Here is a 15,257-nt window from a genome sequence, read left to right on the forward strand (position 1 = left end):
TTATATACTTCTTGTCAAAATCGGAATTATGGATACAAAGGTTGTTGTGGATAGAGTGGACATCGAGAATCCTATTGTCTTTACAAGCTTTCCAGGGATTGGGCTTGTTGGAACTATAGCATCTTCGCACCTCATAATGGAGCTAAATCTGGAGTGGATTGGAGTTGTCGAATCGAAGGATCTTCCACCAGTAGCTTCCCTGATGGACGGCATAATACTGCCTCCGATAAGGGTTTATCAGTCGTCCGAGCTTGGTTTCGTTCTAATACACTCCGATGTTCCTATATTCCCGCACATAGCTTACGAGATGAGTGAAAAAATACTGGACTGGGTAATGGAGATAAAAGCTAAGAGAATTTATTCCCTAGCGGGAGTTGCGACTTTTGAGGATAAGAAGAGAGTATTCGGAGCTGCAACTTCGAAGGAGCTTTTGGAGGAGATAAAGGACTACGTCGAAATATTCAAGAGCGGAACGATATCGGGTATAGCTGGAAGCATTTTGAATGAGTGCGTTGCAAGGAAGTTCCCGGGCTTAGCTTTGCTTGGAGAGACGTTGGGATTCAACCCAGACCCAAGAGCTGCTGCAGAAGTTATAAACGTTCTGAATAGAATGTTTGGATGGAGTATCAGTGTTGAAAAGCTAATAAAGGAGGCGGAACTCATAGAGGCACAGATGCAAAAGCTTGCAGAGCAGACGAGAATGCAGGAGATGGGTAGAAAAGAAGAATTACCTATGTATGGGTGATAAGTATGAAGTGCCTAGTGCTAACAGGTATATCGAAGGATGTTCTAGACGATCTGATGAGAAGGCACATAAAAACAATAGAGTTGAGAAGTGCTCACAATATAGCAACTGCAATGAGAGCTGAAGTGGGAGACTGCGTCTTTTTAACGAGTGCAAAGACGTTCGATGTAGACAGGGGAACTTTGGGAATAATAGCTCAGGTAACTGGAAAGGAGATTTACTCGCACTCTCTGATGTTCTCAACACCAACGCTAATTCAGGAGAGTGAGATGACTGTTGTCAGGCTTAAGCTTGAAGTAAGAGGTGTGGGGAGAGTAGTTAGAGTGTACAACACGGGAATTCTTGATACTACAGAAGCTGAAGTTGTTGAAGTTAGTTACTTTGACGCTAGATGATCGATCTTGTCATCTATTATCATTTTTAGAGCTTCGACTTTATCTTCAAACTTGAGGAAACCGCTCAGTATCGCTCCATCAAACGTTGGAAGTTTGTTTACTATTTCGAAAGCCTTGCGGAGCGGTAACAATTTTCGTAGATATTGATAGACATTAGTGAATTTTAACGCCGTATTTTTCGAGCCAGAGGATTAAAGCTTCCTCTACAGCTTCGCTTAATGCACCCTTCTTATTTCCCTTAATTTCTACGACTTTCATTCTAAACAACTTTCCAATATCTTCTCTCACAGTAACGTTGAATCTCATAACATTCATAAATTCTATTACACAGGAAAGCTTATAAACTTTTACGTTTAAGTGCTATTGTGGAATTGATAAAAGCTTACAGTATCCCAATAAAAGCACCGAAAGACCTGATGGAAGAATTCTTCAAGCTGAGAAAAACAGTGTTAGATGAAGTATTCAAGCACATAAAGTATTCCAAAAGCGGAAAAGCTCATTTAAAGTTCAACAAAAATGATAGAAAGGAATTGAGAGATAAACTATTAAGAAACTGGAGATTTGCAAAACATTACGTAGATTCAGCTATTAATTCAGTTATAGGATTAGTTAAGGGTTGGATTCAATTGTACAATCGAGGCAAAGCAAAGTCTAAACCCGAAATTACAAAAAAGACCGTTTACGTTAAAACTACCTTGTTCACAGTTAGAAACGGTAAGATTAAAATTACAATTGAGCCAAAAAAGCGTTATTTAGAGGTAGATTTAGCAAAATTCAATTATCTGCCAAAAGATTACGATTCAATTGGCGGTTTGATACTGCAAAAAGATAAACTGATTATTACGTTCAAAAAGAGAGTCGAATTAGTAGAACCAAAAGACTACGCATCTTTCGACGTGAACTTAACAAATGTTACAGGTTTGATCAATTACAGAATTGTCAGATTCGATCTTAGAGAGCTATACCACATTCACAGAGTTTACGAGGAGAAGAGAAAGAGAATTCAAAAACTGGCTAAGACTAAACCTAAAACCGCTAAAAAACTTATGCAGAAGTATTCGAAGAGAGAAAGAAATCGTGTAAGAGATATAATGCACAAAATAACCACTACTATTGCAAGAGAATTAGTATCGATAAAGCATGGTGCAATTTTAGAAGACTTGAAAAATATCAAGGATGGAATCCTCAACGGTAGTAAAAATCTAAATCGTAAACTCTCAAAATGGAACTGTAGAATGTTTCAATCGATGCTCGAATACAAGCTCATGTGGTTCGGTCTGCCAGTTAAATACGTTAATCCCGCTAACTCTTCCAAAACCTGTCCCGTCTGCTCTGGCAGGTTATCTGCCTATCGGGACAGGTTAATGAAATGTGATCGTTGCGGTCTCGTTCAGGATAGAGATGTTATTGCAGTCTTAAACCTTCGGATGTGGGGCTTGGGGGGTTACCCCGAAGGGGGACGAGCCCTTCAAGGGTGATGTGTCCCAAAGCGGACATATGTCTATCTATGACTACGTCCGCTGAACCCCTGATTTCTGCTTCTGAGAATTCCATTTAAGCTAGTTGCAGTCGTGCAAAAAACAATTAAGTCTTCGCAGGCTACACTCTCCATCGCCGATATTAGTCTTTCGCCCTCTTCACCACCCAGCTCAGATGTCAACACGATGAAGTCGTACTCTTCGATGTTCACATCATCCAAGCTGTTGAATACATCTGCCTGCGGATATAGAGGCAGAACTACATCAACAATATCTCTTAAGCCGAACGACACTATTGCAAACTTCATTAAACCCACTAGGCCGAATCAAATAAAAGCTTAACGAAGCAAGGGTCCTACATCCGGAAAACCTTGCCTTTGCCCGGTTCCAGCCAACTTCTGGAGTTTTTTAGGATTTAGAAGGAGATCAACTGCATTCCTTACGTGCTCTCTAACTCTGTTTTCAGTTATCATCCAAAGCTCCTTCTCGTCCTTAGCTTCATCCTCGTGGACGAAAACTTCTATTATGTGCTTGTTCGTCATAAGCTGAGCCATTATCAAACCTAAAGATGCTTCGTGGGCGCACTGCTTGTCTATGGGCTTTGGTCCGGGCATTCCAAGTGCTATAACGATATCACATCCCCTCTCCTCTATAAGCTTCTTCGCCGCAACTGGCAGATCCTTTATACCGGGAACAGTGTATCTTTCGTAAGGTAGAGAGCAAATTTTTCTGAGCTCGTCTATCGCAATCTTTCCCATATTTATCCTTGCAAAGGTCGTATCTACTATTCCTACTTTCATGCTTCTATTTCACCAAGCACGGGTTTAATAATTCCTCTTTTTACCAGTATCCTCTCTATGCAAGCCAATGTCGTTACAACATCTCTAATTGTTACGTTTCCCATAGTCCCTATTCTGAATATCTTTCCCTTCAAGTGTTCCTGACCTCCCGATATCAGAATACCGTACTTCTCCTTCAATTCTCCCCTAAGCTCCTTATCCGTAATTCCTTCGGGCATTTTTATGGCTGTGACAGTGTTGGAGTATTGACTGTACTCGTTAAGCTCTGGAAAGAGTTCTAATCCCGCCTCCTCGACCCATTTCCTAACAAATGCTGAAAGTTCTCTATGCCTTCTTATCCTGTTCTCAAGTCCCTCCTCCTCTATTATCTTCAAAGCTTCCTGCAGAGCAAAGAACAGCGAAACTGCTGGGGTATAAGGTGTTTGCCAGTCTTCAAGTTTCTTCTTGTATGCCTTTAAATCAAGGTAGAACGGACACTTCTCGTTGTAGAACTCCCATGCTCTATCGTTCACAGCCACGGCACACAGACCCGGTGGAGCTCCTATGCACTTCTGACTTCCGACTATGGCGACATCAACTCCCCACTCATCCATCGCAACGTAATCACCGCCTACAGAAGTTATGCCGTCCATTATTACGAGCGCATCATACTTCTTGGCAATTTTTGCAAGTTCTCTGGCCGGATTTAGAATTCCAGTAGAAGTTTCGTTATGAACAAAAGCCAAAGCTTCGCTACCTTCAGCTAAGGATTTTTCTACTTCATCAAGCTCTATCGATTTTCCCCATTCAAATCTGACCACATCTACTTCCGTATATCTCTCTGCTATTTTTCCAAGCCTATCACCAAATTTACCGTTGTCTATGCAAGTTATTCTCTTAACTTTGGAGAAACAGGCTATTGCAGCCTCCATTCCCGCAGTTCCCGAACCAGAAATTATAAAGACGTCGTGCTTAGTTCCGAAGAGTTTTTTGAGCATTTCAGTGCAATATTCCAATATCTCTGAAAAATCCTTCGTTCTATGTCCAATCATTGGTTTGGCCATAGCCAGCTGAATTCTTTCGTGCAAATGCACTGGACCCGGAATCATCAGAAGCATGGACGAAATTGGTTAGGACTATAAATACGTTTTCGACATTCGTATTATGAAGGAGATTGAACTAACGCTCGATGAGTTTGAGAAGTGGTTAAGGGAGAGAGGATACGATAAGAGGATGGGTAAAGAGAACTTTGAACTCTTTCTAAAAATAGGCTTGGCTGGATTGTTCTTTATGAACAGCTCACTTTTAATGGGTTACATATTCTCCAGTTTGGGTCTTCCCTCTGAGAGGATATCGGAAAAGACCAGATTCGAGATCGGACGTAGGATTAAAGAGATCAAAGCGACCAGAGATTACTTGAAAATTGTCATTGAATGAAATCAACAACCCTCAAATCGACTACGTATCTGTAAACGCGCGGAGCGAAGCTACCGCACTCTCTAACGTTTAAAACCTCTACAACCATTCCGTGCTTTCTAAACAACTCTTTGACCTTTTCGGGAAGTTTTTCCTCTTCTTCTTCACCTGCAAACGTGTAGTAGTGTACGTATCCACCCTTCTTTATCTTGTCTCTAACCAAGTATACGAAGTTTTCAGCTGAATAAGGTGCCGGCATCAGTATTCTGTCAAATTTACCCTCGAGCTTTGGAACGACATCTCTAACGTCTCCTTCGTAAACTTTTACGATACCTTCAACTTTGTTAAGTTTGACATTCTTTCTAAAGTATTCAACTGCCTTCGGATTGAGTTCTACCCCTATGACTTCACTCGGCTTTGCGAGCTTGGCTATGACTATTGCATAAGGACCTACTCCAGCAAACATAACCAAAACCCTCTCTCCCTCTTTGACCATTCTGGCAATTCTCTCCCTCTCGCTCGAAAGTCTCGATGAGTAGTAGACCTTTGTTGGATCTACCAGAAATCTGCAACCAAACTCTTTAGCTATAGTTTCGGTTTCACCGCCATAAAGAACCTCATACCTTGCAACCCTGAATTCGCCACTTACTTCTCCCACCTTTCTTAAAATCGTTTTTACGTGTTTGTGCTTTTTCAAAATGGCTTCTACTATCAGATCCTTCAGGTGAGATATCTCGTCCGGTAGGTTTATTATGACTACATCACCTATTATCTCGAAGCTTCTTACAACCTTCTTCAATTCATCATCGCTGACCTTTCCCTTCAGGTACTCCTTAAGGCTCACGAAGAGAGTTCAACACACATTTATTAACCCTTGCACATCTCTTTCCATGATCAAGATAGATGGCAGTTACGGTGAAGGTGGTGGACAGATTTTGAGAACTGCTATAGCGCTATCCTGTGTGACGCAAAAACCCGTTGAGGTTTATAATATCAGAGCAAACAGACCCAAACCCGGTTTGGCTATGCAACACCTAAAAGGAATTGAAGCTGCGAAAATGATAACTAACGCAGAGGTAGAGGGATTGAAGCTAGGATCAACCAGAGTTGTTTTTAAGCCGAGAAGTTTAAGGGGAGGTAACTTTAAAATTGATATCGGAACAGCTGGAAGCGTTACTCTCATACTTCAGACAATTCTTCTCCCTTCGCTCTACGCAGAAAGACCAAGCACATTCGAGATAAGGGGTGGAACTGATGTAAAGTGGTCACCCAGCGTTGACTATGTAAGGTTTGTGACTTTCAAAGCTTTGGAGGAGTTGGGAGCTAAGGTTGAGCTCGATTTAATTGCAAGGGGGTACTATCCAGAGGGTGGTGGGAAGATAATTGTAAGGGTTGAGCCTTCAAAGCTCAGGGGTAAGAGCTTCGAAGTTTTACCTTGCGATGTAGTTAAAGGCATAAGTCACTGTCAGAATTTACCAAGTCATGTAGCTGAAAGACAGAAAAATTCAGCTGTGAGCTTTCTGAAGGAGAGAGGATACGATGCAGAAGTTGAAATTGAAGTGAGAAAGGGGATTTCAACAGGTTCGGGTATAACCCTTTGGTGCGGTTATAAGGGCAGTGTTGAGTTAGGTGAGAAAGGTAAGAGGGCTGAGATTGTCGGAAAGGAGTGTGCCGAAAAGCTTGTAAAGGAGCTTGAATCTGATGGAGCCTTTGACAAGCATTTGGCCGATCAGATAATGCCTTTCTCAGCAGTTGCAAGTGGCGAAACTGTCTACACGACAACAGAAGTCACGAAACATCAAATCAGCAACGCTTACGTCATGAACAAGTTTTTCGATAATGTCAAGATAGATGGGAATAGGATAGAGATAGATGGAATTGGACTGTAATTACGTCTTCTTCCTTCTTTTCAGTAAAGATGGTAGATGAATTGCGTATTTACCTTCTTCACCCAGAGCTATTATTATCCCTTCCTTTTTGAAGGCATTTTCAAGATTTATCTCGTAACAGCCCGGAGATAATATTCTTACAATCTCTATCTTTTCACCTTCCTTTCTTTCCTTTCTCTCCTTCGGTATGTATTCGAACTTGTTGTTTCCACACTCACATCCGTTTAAAATTCTCATGTCTCCATCCTCATATACCTTCCCACACTTCGTACATCTATGTGGCATCGCTACCCCCTTATCAGCGCCTCTATAATATCCTCTCTCTTCTCCAGAGTTTTTAATCTATTAGCTGGACCTATAACCATCAGCCTTCCTCCCTTCTTACCGAAGAGTTTACCGAGAAATCCTGACGACTTTTGAGGATAGCTTTCAACTTCAATACCAACAAAGTTCTCGTGATCTATCTCGAGCATAGTCATCTCTATAAGTTTTGCTTCTTCCTCAGGAGTCAAACCGCTCTCAAGAACTACTATCTTACCAGCTTTTACCTCATCCAAGATCAACCTGAGCTTTTCCATAGTTCCCATCTTTTCAAGCTTCTCCTTAGATATCAAATTTAGCTTAACCTCCATAATCATCACCCAAACTTCTCAGCCAAAACTCTATAGAATGTGTCCATGTTCAAGCCTTTTAAGGCTGAAATGGGGACTACAGTGTGCTGCGGGAAAGCGGATTTTATTCTGGCTGGAGATGCGTTCGGTAGATCTATCTTGTTTGCAGCAATTATCAAGGGTAGCTTTCTAGCTTCTATATTTCCTACGATCGTTATGTTAACCTGAGTGAAAGGATCTTCCGTTGAATCCATTACCAGTATTACACCATCTAGATCATCCAACCACTTGATAGCCTCTATAACACCTTCAGTAGCCTCCTTAGCCCTCCTCTTAGCCTCCTCCTCACTTAAACCGTACTTTAAGAAATCGTGAAAGTCAATCTTCGTGGCCAAACCCGGTGTATCTACTATATCTATTGTTATAGTCCTTCCATCGACCTCTATCTTTACACCTTCTCTCAGCCTAGCTCTTCTAGTTTCGTGAGGAACTTCGCTGACAGATCCCATTACATCTCCGACCCAATCGAGTAGAATCCTATTAGCCAAAGTCGTTTTTCCGGCATTTGGAGGACCGTATATTCCGATTTTGAGTTTATTTCTCTTCCTGAACAGTTTGAAGATTGCTCCGAACCTTCTCTTGATCCTGAGTATTAGTCCCATGTAAACACCTCAAACATACAACACTGAAAAGTTAAAAAGTTTATTCTATCCTTATAGCCTCGTTTGGGCATACATCCACACATAAACCGCAATCATCGCATATATCTGGATCAACATGAGCGACATCGTTAAGCTCTATTGCACCGGTAGGACATTCGTCAACGCATTCCCCGCAACCATCGCACCTATCTTCATCAACTACAGCTGGCATGTCGCAAGTTGAGTTGAATAGATTTAACGTTTGCTAAAACATAAATACATCCAAACCAACTAGAGCTATGCCTGCCACAATCGTCGTAGGTGGTTTCTGGGGTGATGAAGGGAAAGGAAAGATAATATCCTACCTTGCATACAGCGATAAGCCGAAGATAATTGCAAGAGGAGGAGTAGGACCAAACGCTGGGCATACTGTTGAAGTTGAGGGGAAGAAGTTCGGAGTTAGAATGCTACCTTCTGGCTTTGTCTACAAGGATGCTAGACTCTTGATAGGTGCTGGCGTTTTGGTCGACCCTCGTGTATTCTTGAACGAGCTTGAGGTTTTGGATAAGGATTACAACGTCAGGAGTAGAGTTGGAGTGGATTACAGATGTGCTATAATAGAGGAGAAGCACATTCAAGAAGACAGAGGAGATGAACATCTCAGAAAGAAAATTGGCACAACTGGAACGGGATGTGGACCAGCAAACGTTGATAGGGTAAGAAGAAAGGCTAAGCAGGCAAAGGACATCCCCGAACTGAAAGATTACCTAGCCGATGTTCCCCTTGAGATAAACGAAAGCTTGGATGAGGGACACTTCGTTCTGATTGAAGGAACCCAAGGATTTGGTTTAAGCCTCTACTACGGAACGTATCCTTATGTAACTTCAAAAGATACAACAGCTTCTTCAGTAGCGGCGGATGTGGGAATAGGGCCTACAAGGGTCGATGACGTTGTCATAGTATTCAAGACTTTTCCGACGAGGGTTGGAGAAGGCCCGTTTCCGACAGAAATTCCTCTAGAAGAGGCTGAAAAGATGGGCATAGTTGAATATGGAACGGTAACTGGAAGGAGAAGGAGAATAGGACTGTGGGATGGTAAGATGGCAAGATATGCGGCAATGGTGAATGGTGCTACACAGGTAGCCATAACGGGAATAGACAAACTTGACAAGGAGTGCTATGGTGTTACAGAATGGAGTAAGCTCACTCCTAAGGCAAAAGAGTTCATTGAAAGAGTTGAGGATGAGGTTAAGGTTCCTGTAACACTAATTTCGACCGGACCAGAGTTACACCAGATAATCGACCTGAGAAAGGAGAAGCTCTGATTTCATCCTTTTACTTTTTTCTTTGAAAACACGTTTATAAAAACTTTAGCAGATCGGTAATACCATTTCAAGTCTTTTCCCGATCCAGTTTCTCCTCTCATCTACGAACGTTAATTTGTTAACTTCTTCTGAATATTCTCAAAAGTTTCCTAAATCTCCCTTCCTTCTCTTCTTTGTCAGGATTCTAAGAACTTTGATACATATTCTGGTAATGCTTCCTTCAACTCGTTCAACTCTTTTAGATTTCTCTCCACACTTACACCGTTAATGTAGGGCAAATCGAACCAACCTTTTGGGACCAAATAAATCTCAAAGGCTCCAAGTTCGTAAAGCTTTCCGGCTACTTCTGCATTGCTTTCATCAACCTTTAGAGGCTTGCCGCTTAGAGCGATCTTTACATCATCTTTAAGCTCGATCTCCTCCTGTAGGAAATCTTCAAGCTTTTTAGCAAGTTCCTCCTTGTTTTTCGCTTTTATCTCAACGCCAGATACCTTATAGGTCACTTCAGCAAGTCCTTCTTCCTTTAATTTTTCTATAAACTCGTCTGGGACATCCAATCCAGCGTACAACTTAATGATTTCCTCTTTCTCGGTTCCCCTTATTGATCTTACAAGCTTAACTTTTCCGTAGATGTTCAAAGCCTTCTCTCTAACATCCCTATCTTTAGCTCCAACTGCTACGGCAAAGCTCAACTCTTCAAGTCTTCTCAATATATCGTCTTCGATATCCACCCCATATTTCTCCCTCAGAACATCAACATCTTCCGTAGGAGAAACTCTCTCACCCAAGTCTTCGGCTTTTTTCTTCTTTCTAAACAACATTCCTATCACCTCGGTGTGTCGAACAACTCAAACACTTCAAAAATCTCTACAACCCTTATTATACATTACGCTTAAGTCGTTGCTTATTGCTGTGTCGTTCATTCCTTAGAGTTTTAACTACATCAACACCGACAACCACTTCATTTACAACTAACTTTTGAGACTCTGAAAACTCTTTTGTAGTACCTCCTCTCCACTAGCTTACTTTCACAATCTTCGCAACGAAAAATCCAGAAGATTCATGCTTGTGCGGGTAAAAACGCCTACATTTTGCAATATCTTTGTCGAGCTTCCCAAAATTTGGTATCTCCGTCAAAGCCGGTTCGCCCCACTCTATTTCACCTATTTCAACTTCAAATCTATCGAGCACGTACTGAATTACCAATTCGTTCTCCTCAGGTGCTAGAGTACATGTTGAGTACACCAAAACACCTCCGGGCTTTAAGCTCTTAAGAGCAGATTCCACAAGTTCCTTTTGGAGCTTTGAGCAGAACTCTATATCTTTCCTTCCACTAACCCTTTTTCTGTCCTTGTCTTTGTGAATAACTCCTTCACCACTACAAGGTGCATCCAACAGGATTTTGTCGACCTTCAAGCCCAGATTACAGAACCTTACTGCGTTCATGTGAATAACTGCAGTGTTCAAAACACCCATTCTGTGAATGTTGTCTATCAGAGCTTGGATTCTCTCTTTGTTAGCCTCTATCGCAATCAGAACTCCTCTGTTATTCATTAGTTGAGCTAGGAACGTTGTTTTACCACCGGGAGCTGAGGCAAAATCTGCAACGAGTTCATTAGACTTCGGATTGAGTACTAGAGGTGGTATGCAGGAACTCTTTTCCATCACGTAGTAATACCCCATCAAATACTCTGGTGTTGCCCCGATTGAGTATGGCTCTTCAACTACTTTATAGCAAAACGGTACTTCCGTCTTTTCGAGCTTAAATCCTCTCTCCCTAAGCCTTTCAATTAGATCGTTCTCATCTATTTTTATCGTGTTCACTCTAATATGTTTTGGAATTCCCCTTTCCATAGCTTCGATTAGCTTAACGGTTTCTTCGAAACCGAAGAAGTTAATCCATCTTCTGACGATGAACTCGTTGTAACCGTATCTTTTGGCAAGTTCTCTCGACTTCTTTGTGGATGGATAATCGAGTATCACACTACGAGTATGCTCAACATTTTAAACATTGGTTTCAACAAGTATCGGTGGAAAACAATCCATTCATCAAGAAGTGGAGGAAGGGTTTGAGGAAGATCGCATTGGTATATCCCAACGCTTATGCAAGTGGAGTTGCGAATATAGGTCTTCAGTATATTTACGCCTATCTCAACTCTTTAGAAAACTGCATATGCGAACGATTTTATCTGGACATTCACAACTGTTTAAGAAGTTTTGAGAGCGGTACACCTTTAAGTGATTTTGACATAGCGTTGTTTTCCTTACAATTTGAGGAGGATTATTTCAACGTGGTGAAGATTTTAAAGGAGAGCGGATTTAAGGGTTTGAAGATTGCTGGTGGGCCGTGTGCAATGATAAACCCCAAACCAATAGCAAAGTACTTTGATGCCTTCGTGATTGGGGAGGTAGAGAACAGCAGAGTTTTGGATGTAATTGCTGAAGCTAGATCGGTTGAAGATTTGGAATGTGAGGGTGTTTGGCTAAAAGAGGGGAAGGTTAAGAGAATATATCCGAAAAGGCTTGATTTCTACCTCAGAAGACAGATAATTGCCGACAACGTCTTTGGAAGATGTTTAATTCTGGAAATCGGAAGGGGTTGCATAAGGCGTTGCAGATTTTGCGTTGTTAGGCAGATTTATTCCCCACCGAGGTGGAGAGACCTGAAACTGCTGATAGATACTGCTGAAGACTATAAGGGTGTTGTAGATAAGATCTGTTTGGTGGCTCCATCAACATTAGATCATCCTAGAGCAAAGGAATTAATTGCTCGACTGATAGAGATGGGTTTTCTAGTTTCACCTTCTTCAACGAGGGCTGACAAGCTCGATGAAGAGACTGTTGAGCTTTTGGTAAAGGGTGGTTTAAGGAGTTTGACAATAGCACCGGAGGTCGGTAGCGACAAGCTTAGGGATATTTTAAATAAGGGGTTGAGCGAAGAGCATATACTCAATGCTGTAGAAATTGGAAAGGAGAAAGGTATTAATAGTTTTAAGCTCTATTTCATGATAGGATTACCTAACGAGAGTTTTGAAGATGTTAAAGAAATTGTTAGACTTGTTGAAAAGATTAAGTCGTTAAAAGTCGAAGTTTCCGTCTCGATCAATCCCTTCGTACCTAAACCGCACACTCCGCTACAGTGGTGTTCTTATACGGGAATTGAGAGAGTTGAGGATGGTCTAAAGGAGATTAAAAGAAGGAGAGAATACCTTATCAAAGAACTTTCAAAAATTTGTGAAGTCAACGTTGAAAGCGTTGAAAGGTTTGCCATCCAGACAATACTTTCGAGGGGTGATGAAGACGTATCAAAGCTGTTAGAGGCTAAGCCAAGCCTTAGGTTGGCAAAAAAGATGAATTTAACAAGATATTTAGAGAAAATTCCTCTTGACTCGGAGCTACCTTGGGATTTTATTGATCATGGTTATAAAAAGGAAAGATTGATTAAAGAGTTCATCCAAGCAGTTTGGTCTGAATAGTAGTCTCCATCTTGGCTAAGCTAAATTCAAACTTCTTACCGCCAATCTCTACAAACGGATCTATGAGAACTTCAAGCTTTGTCCTCTCGCCATTCCTTATGTGATTAACCCACCAGTCCTTGAGCTTTGGCGTTTCTATTGTTAGAACCATCGGAACTTCTGCCGTCGACTTCGGAGATATGACTGTGCTTACGTTGGAGTAACCTTCACCAATAACGATTCCATTAGCCTTGATTACGTAGTGCATCCTTGTGAAAAGCAGAGGAATCAAGTTGTCATTCCTAACTTTGGCCACTGCAATTATTTCGGTAACATTATCATCCACTTTACCCCAATGAGCCTTCACAGACTCAATTTCGACACTGTATATGCCTAACCTAAACGACTGGCTCGAAGATGATAATTCTCCTAAGAAGTCAGTTTTGAACTCACTATGAATTCCTGGAAGCTCAAACTTAAAAGTTGTAATCTTTAAGTCAAAAACCAAGTAACCTTTAACGTCGAGCACAGAAGTCTCTCTATTCTTTATATGGCTTACCCACCATTTTGGAATGTAATCGTTGTCGATTTTGGTTGAGATTACTATTTTAGACTCAGAGCTTGGCTTTATCTCTGACTGTAAGGATTTTCCTTCTCCCACCTTTATCCCATTCAAGTAGACTTCTGTTAGAACGTCCTTGATTGGAATTGGTATTGGATTCGGATTGTAGACTGTGATTTCAGTTACTATTTCGGTATAATCTTCCGTTACGTTACCCCACCTATTAACGATCTTCTCGATCTTAGGTTTGCCTAGGCTTTGAGAGCATCCCAAGAAAATTAGTGCCAAGACCAGTATGACTACGAGTCGTTTCATGATTTAGTGTCTTCATCTGACTTTAATATGTTACCCAAGTAAAACAGATGACTGATGCATCCGCAATCGGAGCAACCGAAACCTTCGATGTATTCGAATTTGGTAACCAGATGTTTCGCTAAATCGCATTCTAACCTTTGGTTGGGAATTAAAAAGGCTACGATTTCGTCGGCTTGAACACTCAAATAGTCGATGTGCCACTTGAGCTTTTTGACCCTTTTGAAGTGCCTTGCAACTCTTTTAATGAGTGAATTCATCCCACTACCAACATAAACATACCATCCTTGCCTGAATTCTACTCTGCCTAATCTACCGACATTAATACGCTTGTCATCACCTAGCTTCAAAAAGAGTAGGTATGTACCTTTCATCCGTGTTTAGGTTTAAATCTTAAGATGGCTGCTATACCGCCGAAAGCGTTTAAGAGCATAGCTCCTTCTTCACTCTCAGTTGAGAGAATTTCAACCTTCGCACCGCTTTGCTCAGCCAACTCGGACAGCTCAAGAACTACATCTTTCCTCTCAACTTCTTCCATCTCAACACCGCACTCGCAAACCATCTTCTTCTTTGTCTCATCCCTAACCGTAATTTCAACTTCCTTTCCGCACTTTGGACATCTGTACTTAACTCGCTCAAGCCTCAAATCCTCGCTCAGCAGGAGGGTATCAACAGCACCCATTGTTAAGTACTTTCTAACCTCCTCTTCACCATAAGCTGCCAACCCGTCACTAACTACCTCCTTCAAAAATCTGCTCATCAATCTCTTCTCTCTGACCAAATCGAGTTCGTGGAGTTTGTCCTGAGCTTTTTCAACAAGCTCGTATAGACCACTTTCATCAGTATAACCGACATCGAAAAGTCCTATCACCTTCTTCTGGAGTTCGTGATGCAGGTATTCACCCTTATAGAACTCCTCCTTAGTTGGAGATGGTCCTCCTATCAAGATTCCCTCGAGCTGATCTTTGTATGGCAGAAAAGCCTCACTTGCAGCTTCTCCGACTCTCTTGTAGAATTCGTTTATGGCTATTTCTCTTAGTCTCTCAAATCTAACGCTACTCTGTCCGCCCTGCCTGTGTTTACCCGGAACGTTTGATGTTTTGTAATCGAGAACTTCTATCCTCTTACCTCTAAGCAAACCTATCGTAGCTTCTCTCCTATCCAGAACTATTAGTCCGTAAACCTTCTTATCCTTAAGCATGTCCTTTAGAGGCTCCAAGTAGAATTTGGAGTCACAGTGATACTTGTAAAGAGGGACTGGCTCGGGCGGGATTATAATCTCTGTAATTCTCTTCTGCTTTCCATCTTCCTCAACGACACCACTAACTATGACCATTCCGTGCTCTGGAGGCTTCTTGAACATCTTCAATCGCTGAAGTATCGCCTCCAATCCTCCTATGACATTTACTCTGGTCTGTTTTGACTTGATGTTTTCAGCCTGACTTAGCTCATTTCTAAGTTGACTCATTACATCTGCTATGTTTTTATCTGGAGGAATGTAAAGTGTAATAAGTTCAGTACCTCTACCCTTATACCTTTCAAGCTCCTCCAACTTCCTCTTGAACTCGTACATCAACTTTGAGGTCATGATCTATGACTATTAGCGCTGTATTTATAAAGGTGTTGTCATGCCAAAGCAATTTGGTTAA

At 41.5% G+C, this 15,257-nt stretch carries 22 protein-coding genes; 7 read left to right on the forward strand and 15 right to left on the reverse strand.

Annotation, left to right across the window (positions count from 1 at the left end; translation table 11 throughout):
* Positions 1-28 precede the first annotated feature (28 nt).
* Positions 29-745 carry a proteasome assembly chaperone family protein gene (locus ARCPR_RS02365; RefSeq protein ID WP_012939872.1) on the forward strand — a complete coding sequence of 239 codons (717 nt, stop codon included), beginning with the start codon at positions 29-31 and terminating at the stop codon, positions 743-745.
* Between the two features lie 5 nt (positions 746-750).
* Positions 751-1,140, forward strand: coding sequence for a DUF473 domain-containing protein (locus ARCPR_RS02370; protein WP_012939873.1), 390 nt, complete (start codon positions 751-753; stop codon positions 1,138-1,140).
* Here ARCPR_RS02370 and ARCPR_RS09705 read toward each other — a convergent pair.
* Both ARCPR_RS09705 and ARCPR_RS09710 read right to left on the reverse strand, forming a co-directional pair.
* Complete coding sequence (locus ARCPR_RS09705; protein ID WP_187286419.1) at positions 1,122-1,271, reverse strand: hypothetical protein; 150 nt, start codon at positions 1,269-1,271, stop codon at positions 1,122-1,124. The two genes, ARCPR_RS02370 and ARCPR_RS09705, sit on opposite strands and share 19 nt — an antisense overlap.
* Before the next feature lie 22 nt (positions 1,272-1,293).
* Positions 1,294-1,455, reverse strand: a complete 162-nt coding sequence (locus ARCPR_RS09710; protein ID WP_012939874.1) for a hypothetical protein — start codon at positions 1,453-1,455, stop codon at positions 1,294-1,296.
* A gap of 50 nt (positions 1,456-1,505) precedes the next feature.
* Here ARCPR_RS09710 and ARCPR_RS02375 point away from each other — a divergent pair, with 50 nt between their 5' ends.
* The gene (locus ARCPR_RS02375; protein ID WP_012939875.1) at positions 1,506-2,618 is read left to right on the forward strand and encodes an RNA-guided endonuclease InsQ/TnpB family protein; all 1,113 of its coding nucleotides are present in this window, start codon (positions 1,506-1,508) and stop codon (positions 2,616-2,618) included.
* A gap of 23 nt (positions 2,619-2,641) precedes the next feature.
* Here the strand turns inward: ARCPR_RS02375 and ARCPR_RS02380 are convergent, their stop codons facing one another.
* Genes ARCPR_RS02380 through ARCPR_RS02390 form a run of 3 tightly spaced genes read right to left on the reverse strand, consistent with a single transcriptional unit; the run spans position 2,642 to position 4,515 of the window.
* Positions 2,642-2,926, reverse strand: coding sequence for a hypothetical protein (locus ARCPR_RS02380; RefSeq protein ID WP_012939876.1), 285 nt, complete (start codon positions 2,924-2,926; stop codon positions 2,642-2,644).
* A 30-nt stretch (positions 2,927-2,956) separates the two neighbouring features.
* On the reverse strand, positions 2,957-3,418 hold the full coding sequence (gene ribC / locus ARCPR_RS02385) for a riboflavin synthase (RefSeq protein ID WP_012939877.1): 462 nt from the start codon (positions 3,416-3,418) through the stop codon (positions 2,957-2,959).
* Complete coding sequence (locus ARCPR_RS02390; protein ID WP_012939878.1) at positions 3,415-4,515, reverse strand: pyridoxal-phosphate-dependent aminotransferase family protein; 1,101 nt, start codon at positions 4,513-4,515, stop codon at positions 3,415-3,417. Before ARCPR_RS02390 ends, ribC begins: the two co-directional genes overlap by 4 nt.
* A 46-nt stretch (positions 4,516-4,561) precedes the next feature.
* On the opposite strand from ARCPR_RS02390, the gene ARCPR_RS02395 reads away from it, so the two are divergent.
* Entirely contained in the window at positions 4,562-4,834 is a 273-nt protein-coding gene (locus ARCPR_RS02395; RefSeq protein WP_012939879.1) for a hypothetical protein, read from the forward strand.
* On the opposite strand, the gene ARCPR_RS02400 is transcribed toward ARCPR_RS02395, so the two are convergent.
* On the reverse strand, positions 4,824-5,657 hold the full coding sequence (locus tag ARCPR_RS02400; protein ID WP_012939880.1) for a class I SAM-dependent methyltransferase: 834 nt from the start codon (positions 5,655-5,657) through the stop codon (positions 4,824-4,826). The genes ARCPR_RS02395 and ARCPR_RS02400 overlap by 11 nt on opposite strands.
* 46 nt (positions 5,658-5,703) lie before the next feature.
* On the opposite strand from ARCPR_RS02400, the gene rtcA reads away from it, so the two are divergent.
* Positions 5,704-6,702 carry an RNA 3'-terminal phosphate cyclase gene (rtcA, locus tag ARCPR_RS02405; protein ID WP_012939881.1) on the forward strand — a complete coding sequence of 333 codons (999 nt, stop codon included), beginning with the start codon at positions 5,704-5,706 and terminating at the stop codon, positions 6,700-6,702.
* Here rtcA and ARCPR_RS02410 read toward each other — a convergent pair whose 3' ends face one another.
* From ARCPR_RS02410 to ARCPR_RS02425, 4 genes are read right to left on the reverse strand one after another with little or no spacing between them, the layout of a single operon-like run.
* Positions 6,703-6,987 carry a Zn-ribbon domain-containing protein gene (locus tag ARCPR_RS02410; protein WP_012939882.1) on the reverse strand — a complete coding sequence of 95 codons (285 nt, stop codon included), beginning with the start codon at positions 6,985-6,987 and terminating at the stop codon, positions 6,703-6,705. It lies immediately after the preceding gene.
* A 2-nt stretch (positions 6,988-6,989) separates the two neighbouring features.
* Positions 6,990-7,334, reverse strand: a complete 345-nt coding sequence (locus tag ARCPR_RS02415) for a DUF2073 domain-containing protein (RefSeq protein WP_012939883.1) — start codon at positions 7,332-7,334, stop codon at positions 6,990-6,992.
* A gap of 5 nt (positions 7,335-7,339) precedes the next feature.
* Positions 7,340-7,975, reverse strand: a complete 636-nt coding sequence (locus tag ARCPR_RS02420; RefSeq protein ID WP_012939884.1) for an Era-like GTP-binding protein — start codon at positions 7,973-7,975, stop codon at positions 7,340-7,342.
* A gap of 40 nt (positions 7,976-8,015) precedes the next feature.
* Positions 8,016-8,186 (reverse strand): 4Fe-4S binding protein, encoded by a 171-nt coding sequence (locus ARCPR_RS02425; RefSeq protein WP_012939885.1) that lies wholly within the window; start codon positions 8,184-8,186, stop codon positions 8,016-8,018.
* 67 nt (positions 8,187-8,253) lie between these two features.
* Here ARCPR_RS02425 and ARCPR_RS02430 point away from each other — a divergent pair, with 67 nt between their 5' ends.
* Positions 8,254-9,279 carry an adenylosuccinate synthetase gene (locus ARCPR_RS02430; RefSeq protein WP_012939886.1) on the forward strand — a complete coding sequence of 342 codons (1,026 nt, stop codon included), beginning with the start codon at positions 8,254-8,256 and terminating at the stop codon, positions 9,277-9,279.
* Positions 9,280-9,455: 176 nt separating this feature from the next.
* Here ARCPR_RS02430 and ARCPR_RS02435 read toward each other — a convergent pair whose 3' ends face one another.
* Positions 9,456-10,100, reverse strand: coding sequence for a hypothetical protein (locus ARCPR_RS02435; protein ID WP_012939887.1), 645 nt, complete (start codon positions 10,098-10,100; stop codon positions 9,456-9,458).
* Positions 10,101-10,296: 196 nt separating this feature from the next.
* Positions 10,297-11,262, reverse strand: coding sequence for an NOL1/NOP2/sun family putative RNA methylase (locus tag ARCPR_RS02440; RefSeq protein ID WP_012939888.1), 966 nt, complete (start codon positions 11,260-11,262; stop codon positions 10,297-10,299).
* 47 nt (positions 11,263-11,309) lie between these two features.
* On the opposite strand from ARCPR_RS02440, the gene ARCPR_RS02445 reads away from it, so the two are divergent.
* Entirely contained in the window at positions 11,310-12,755 is a 1,446-nt protein-coding gene (locus ARCPR_RS02445) for a radical SAM protein (protein ID WP_012939889.1), read from the forward strand.
* Here ARCPR_RS02445 and ARCPR_RS02450 read toward each other — a convergent pair.
* From ARCPR_RS02450 to prf1, 3 genes are read right to left on the reverse strand one after another with little or no spacing between them, the layout of a single operon-like run.
* Complete coding sequence (locus ARCPR_RS02450) at positions 12,730-13,611, reverse strand: LEA type 2 family protein (RefSeq protein ID WP_012939890.1); 882 nt, start codon at positions 13,609-13,611, stop codon at positions 12,730-12,732. The genes ARCPR_RS02445 and ARCPR_RS02450 overlap by 26 nt on opposite strands.
* On the reverse strand, positions 13,608-13,982 hold the full coding sequence (locus ARCPR_RS02455; RefSeq protein ID WP_012939891.1) for a GIY-YIG nuclease family protein: 375 nt from the start codon (positions 13,980-13,982) through the stop codon (positions 13,608-13,610). Before ARCPR_RS02455 ends, ARCPR_RS02450 begins: the two co-directional genes overlap by 4 nt.
* Positions 13,979-15,196, reverse strand: a complete 1,218-nt coding sequence (prf1, locus tag ARCPR_RS02460) for a peptide chain release factor aRF-1 (RefSeq protein ID WP_048084330.1) — start codon at positions 15,194-15,196, stop codon at positions 13,979-13,981. Before prf1 ends, ARCPR_RS02455 begins: the two co-directional genes overlap by 4 nt.
* Positions 15,197-15,257: the final 61 nt, after the last annotated feature.

The organism is Archaeoglobus profundus DSM 5631 (assembly GCF_000025285.1).
In the GTDB taxonomy this organism is placed as follows: domain Archaea; phylum Halobacteriota; class Archaeoglobi; order Archaeoglobales; family Archaeoglobaceae; genus Archaeoglobus_B; species Archaeoglobus_B profundus.

What these genes read in the sequence shown, in the direction of transcription:
- ARCPR_RS02370 (WP_012939873.1), top strand. Translation starts at nt 751, where the DNA reads ATGAAGTGCCTAGTGCTAACAGGTATATCGAAGGATGTTCTAGACGAT.
- ARCPR_RS02425 (WP_012939885.1), bottom strand. Translation starts at nt 8,186, where the DNA reads ATGCCAGCTGTAGTTGATGAAGATAGGTGCGATGGTTGCGGGGAATGC.
- ARCPR_RS02450 (WP_012939890.1), bottom strand. Translation starts at nt 13,611, where the DNA reads ATGAAACGACTCGTAGTCATACTGGTCTTGGCACTAATTTTCTTGGGA.
- ARCPR_RS02365 (WP_012939872.1), top strand. Translation starts at nt 29, where the DNA reads ATGGATACAAAGGTTGTTGTGGATAGAGTGGACATCGAGAATCCTATT.
- ARCPR_RS02395 (WP_012939879.1), top strand. Translation starts at nt 4,562, where the DNA reads ATGAAGGAGATTGAACTAACGCTCGATGAGTTTGAGAAGTGGTTAAGG.
- ribC (WP_012939877.1), bottom strand. Translation starts at nt 3,418, where the DNA reads ATGAAAGTAGGAATAGTAGATACGACCTTTGCAAGGATAAATATGGGA.
- ARCPR_RS02435 (WP_012939887.1), bottom strand. Translation starts at nt 10,100, where the DNA reads ATGTTGTTTAGAAAGAAGAAAAAAGCCGAAGACTTGGGTGAGAGAGTT.
- ARCPR_RS02455 (WP_012939891.1), bottom strand. Translation starts at nt 13,982, where the DNA reads ATGAAAGGTACATACCTACTCTTTTTGAAGCTAGGTGATGACAAGCGT.
- rtcA (WP_012939881.1), top strand. Translation starts at nt 5,704, where the DNA reads ATGATCAAGATAGATGGCAGTTACGGTGAAGGTGGTGGACAGATTTTG.
- ARCPR_RS09710 (WP_012939874.1), bottom strand. Translation starts at nt 1,455, where the DNA reads ATGAATGTTATGAGATTCAACGTTACTGTGAGAGAAGATATTGGAAAG.
- ARCPR_RS02390 (WP_012939878.1), bottom strand. Translation starts at nt 4,515, where the DNA reads ATGCTTCTGATGATTCCGGGTCCAGTGCATTTGCACGAAAGAATTCAG.
- prf1 (WP_048084330.1), bottom strand. Translation starts at nt 15,196, where the DNA reads ATGACCTCAAAGTTGATGTACGAGTTCAAGAGGAAGTTGGAGGAGCTT.
- ARCPR_RS02430 (WP_012939886.1), top strand. Translation starts at nt 8,254, where the DNA reads ATGCCTGCCACAATCGTCGTAGGTGGTTTCTGGGGTGATGAAGGGAAA.
- ARCPR_RS02420 (WP_012939884.1), bottom strand. Translation starts at nt 7,975, where the DNA reads ATGGGACTAATACTCAGGATCAAGAGAAGGTTCGGAGCAATCTTCAAA.
- ARCPR_RS02380 (WP_012939876.1), bottom strand. Translation starts at nt 2,926, where the DNA reads ATGAAGTTTGCAATAGTGTCGTTCGGCTTAAGAGATATTGTTGATGTA.
- ARCPR_RS02415 (WP_012939883.1), bottom strand. Translation starts at nt 7,334, where the DNA reads ATGGAGGTTAAGCTAAATTTGATATCTAAGGAGAAGCTTGAAAAGATG.
- ARCPR_RS02410 (WP_012939882.1), bottom strand. Translation starts at nt 6,987, where the DNA reads ATGCCACATAGATGTACGAAGTGTGGGAAGGTATATGAGGATGGAGAC.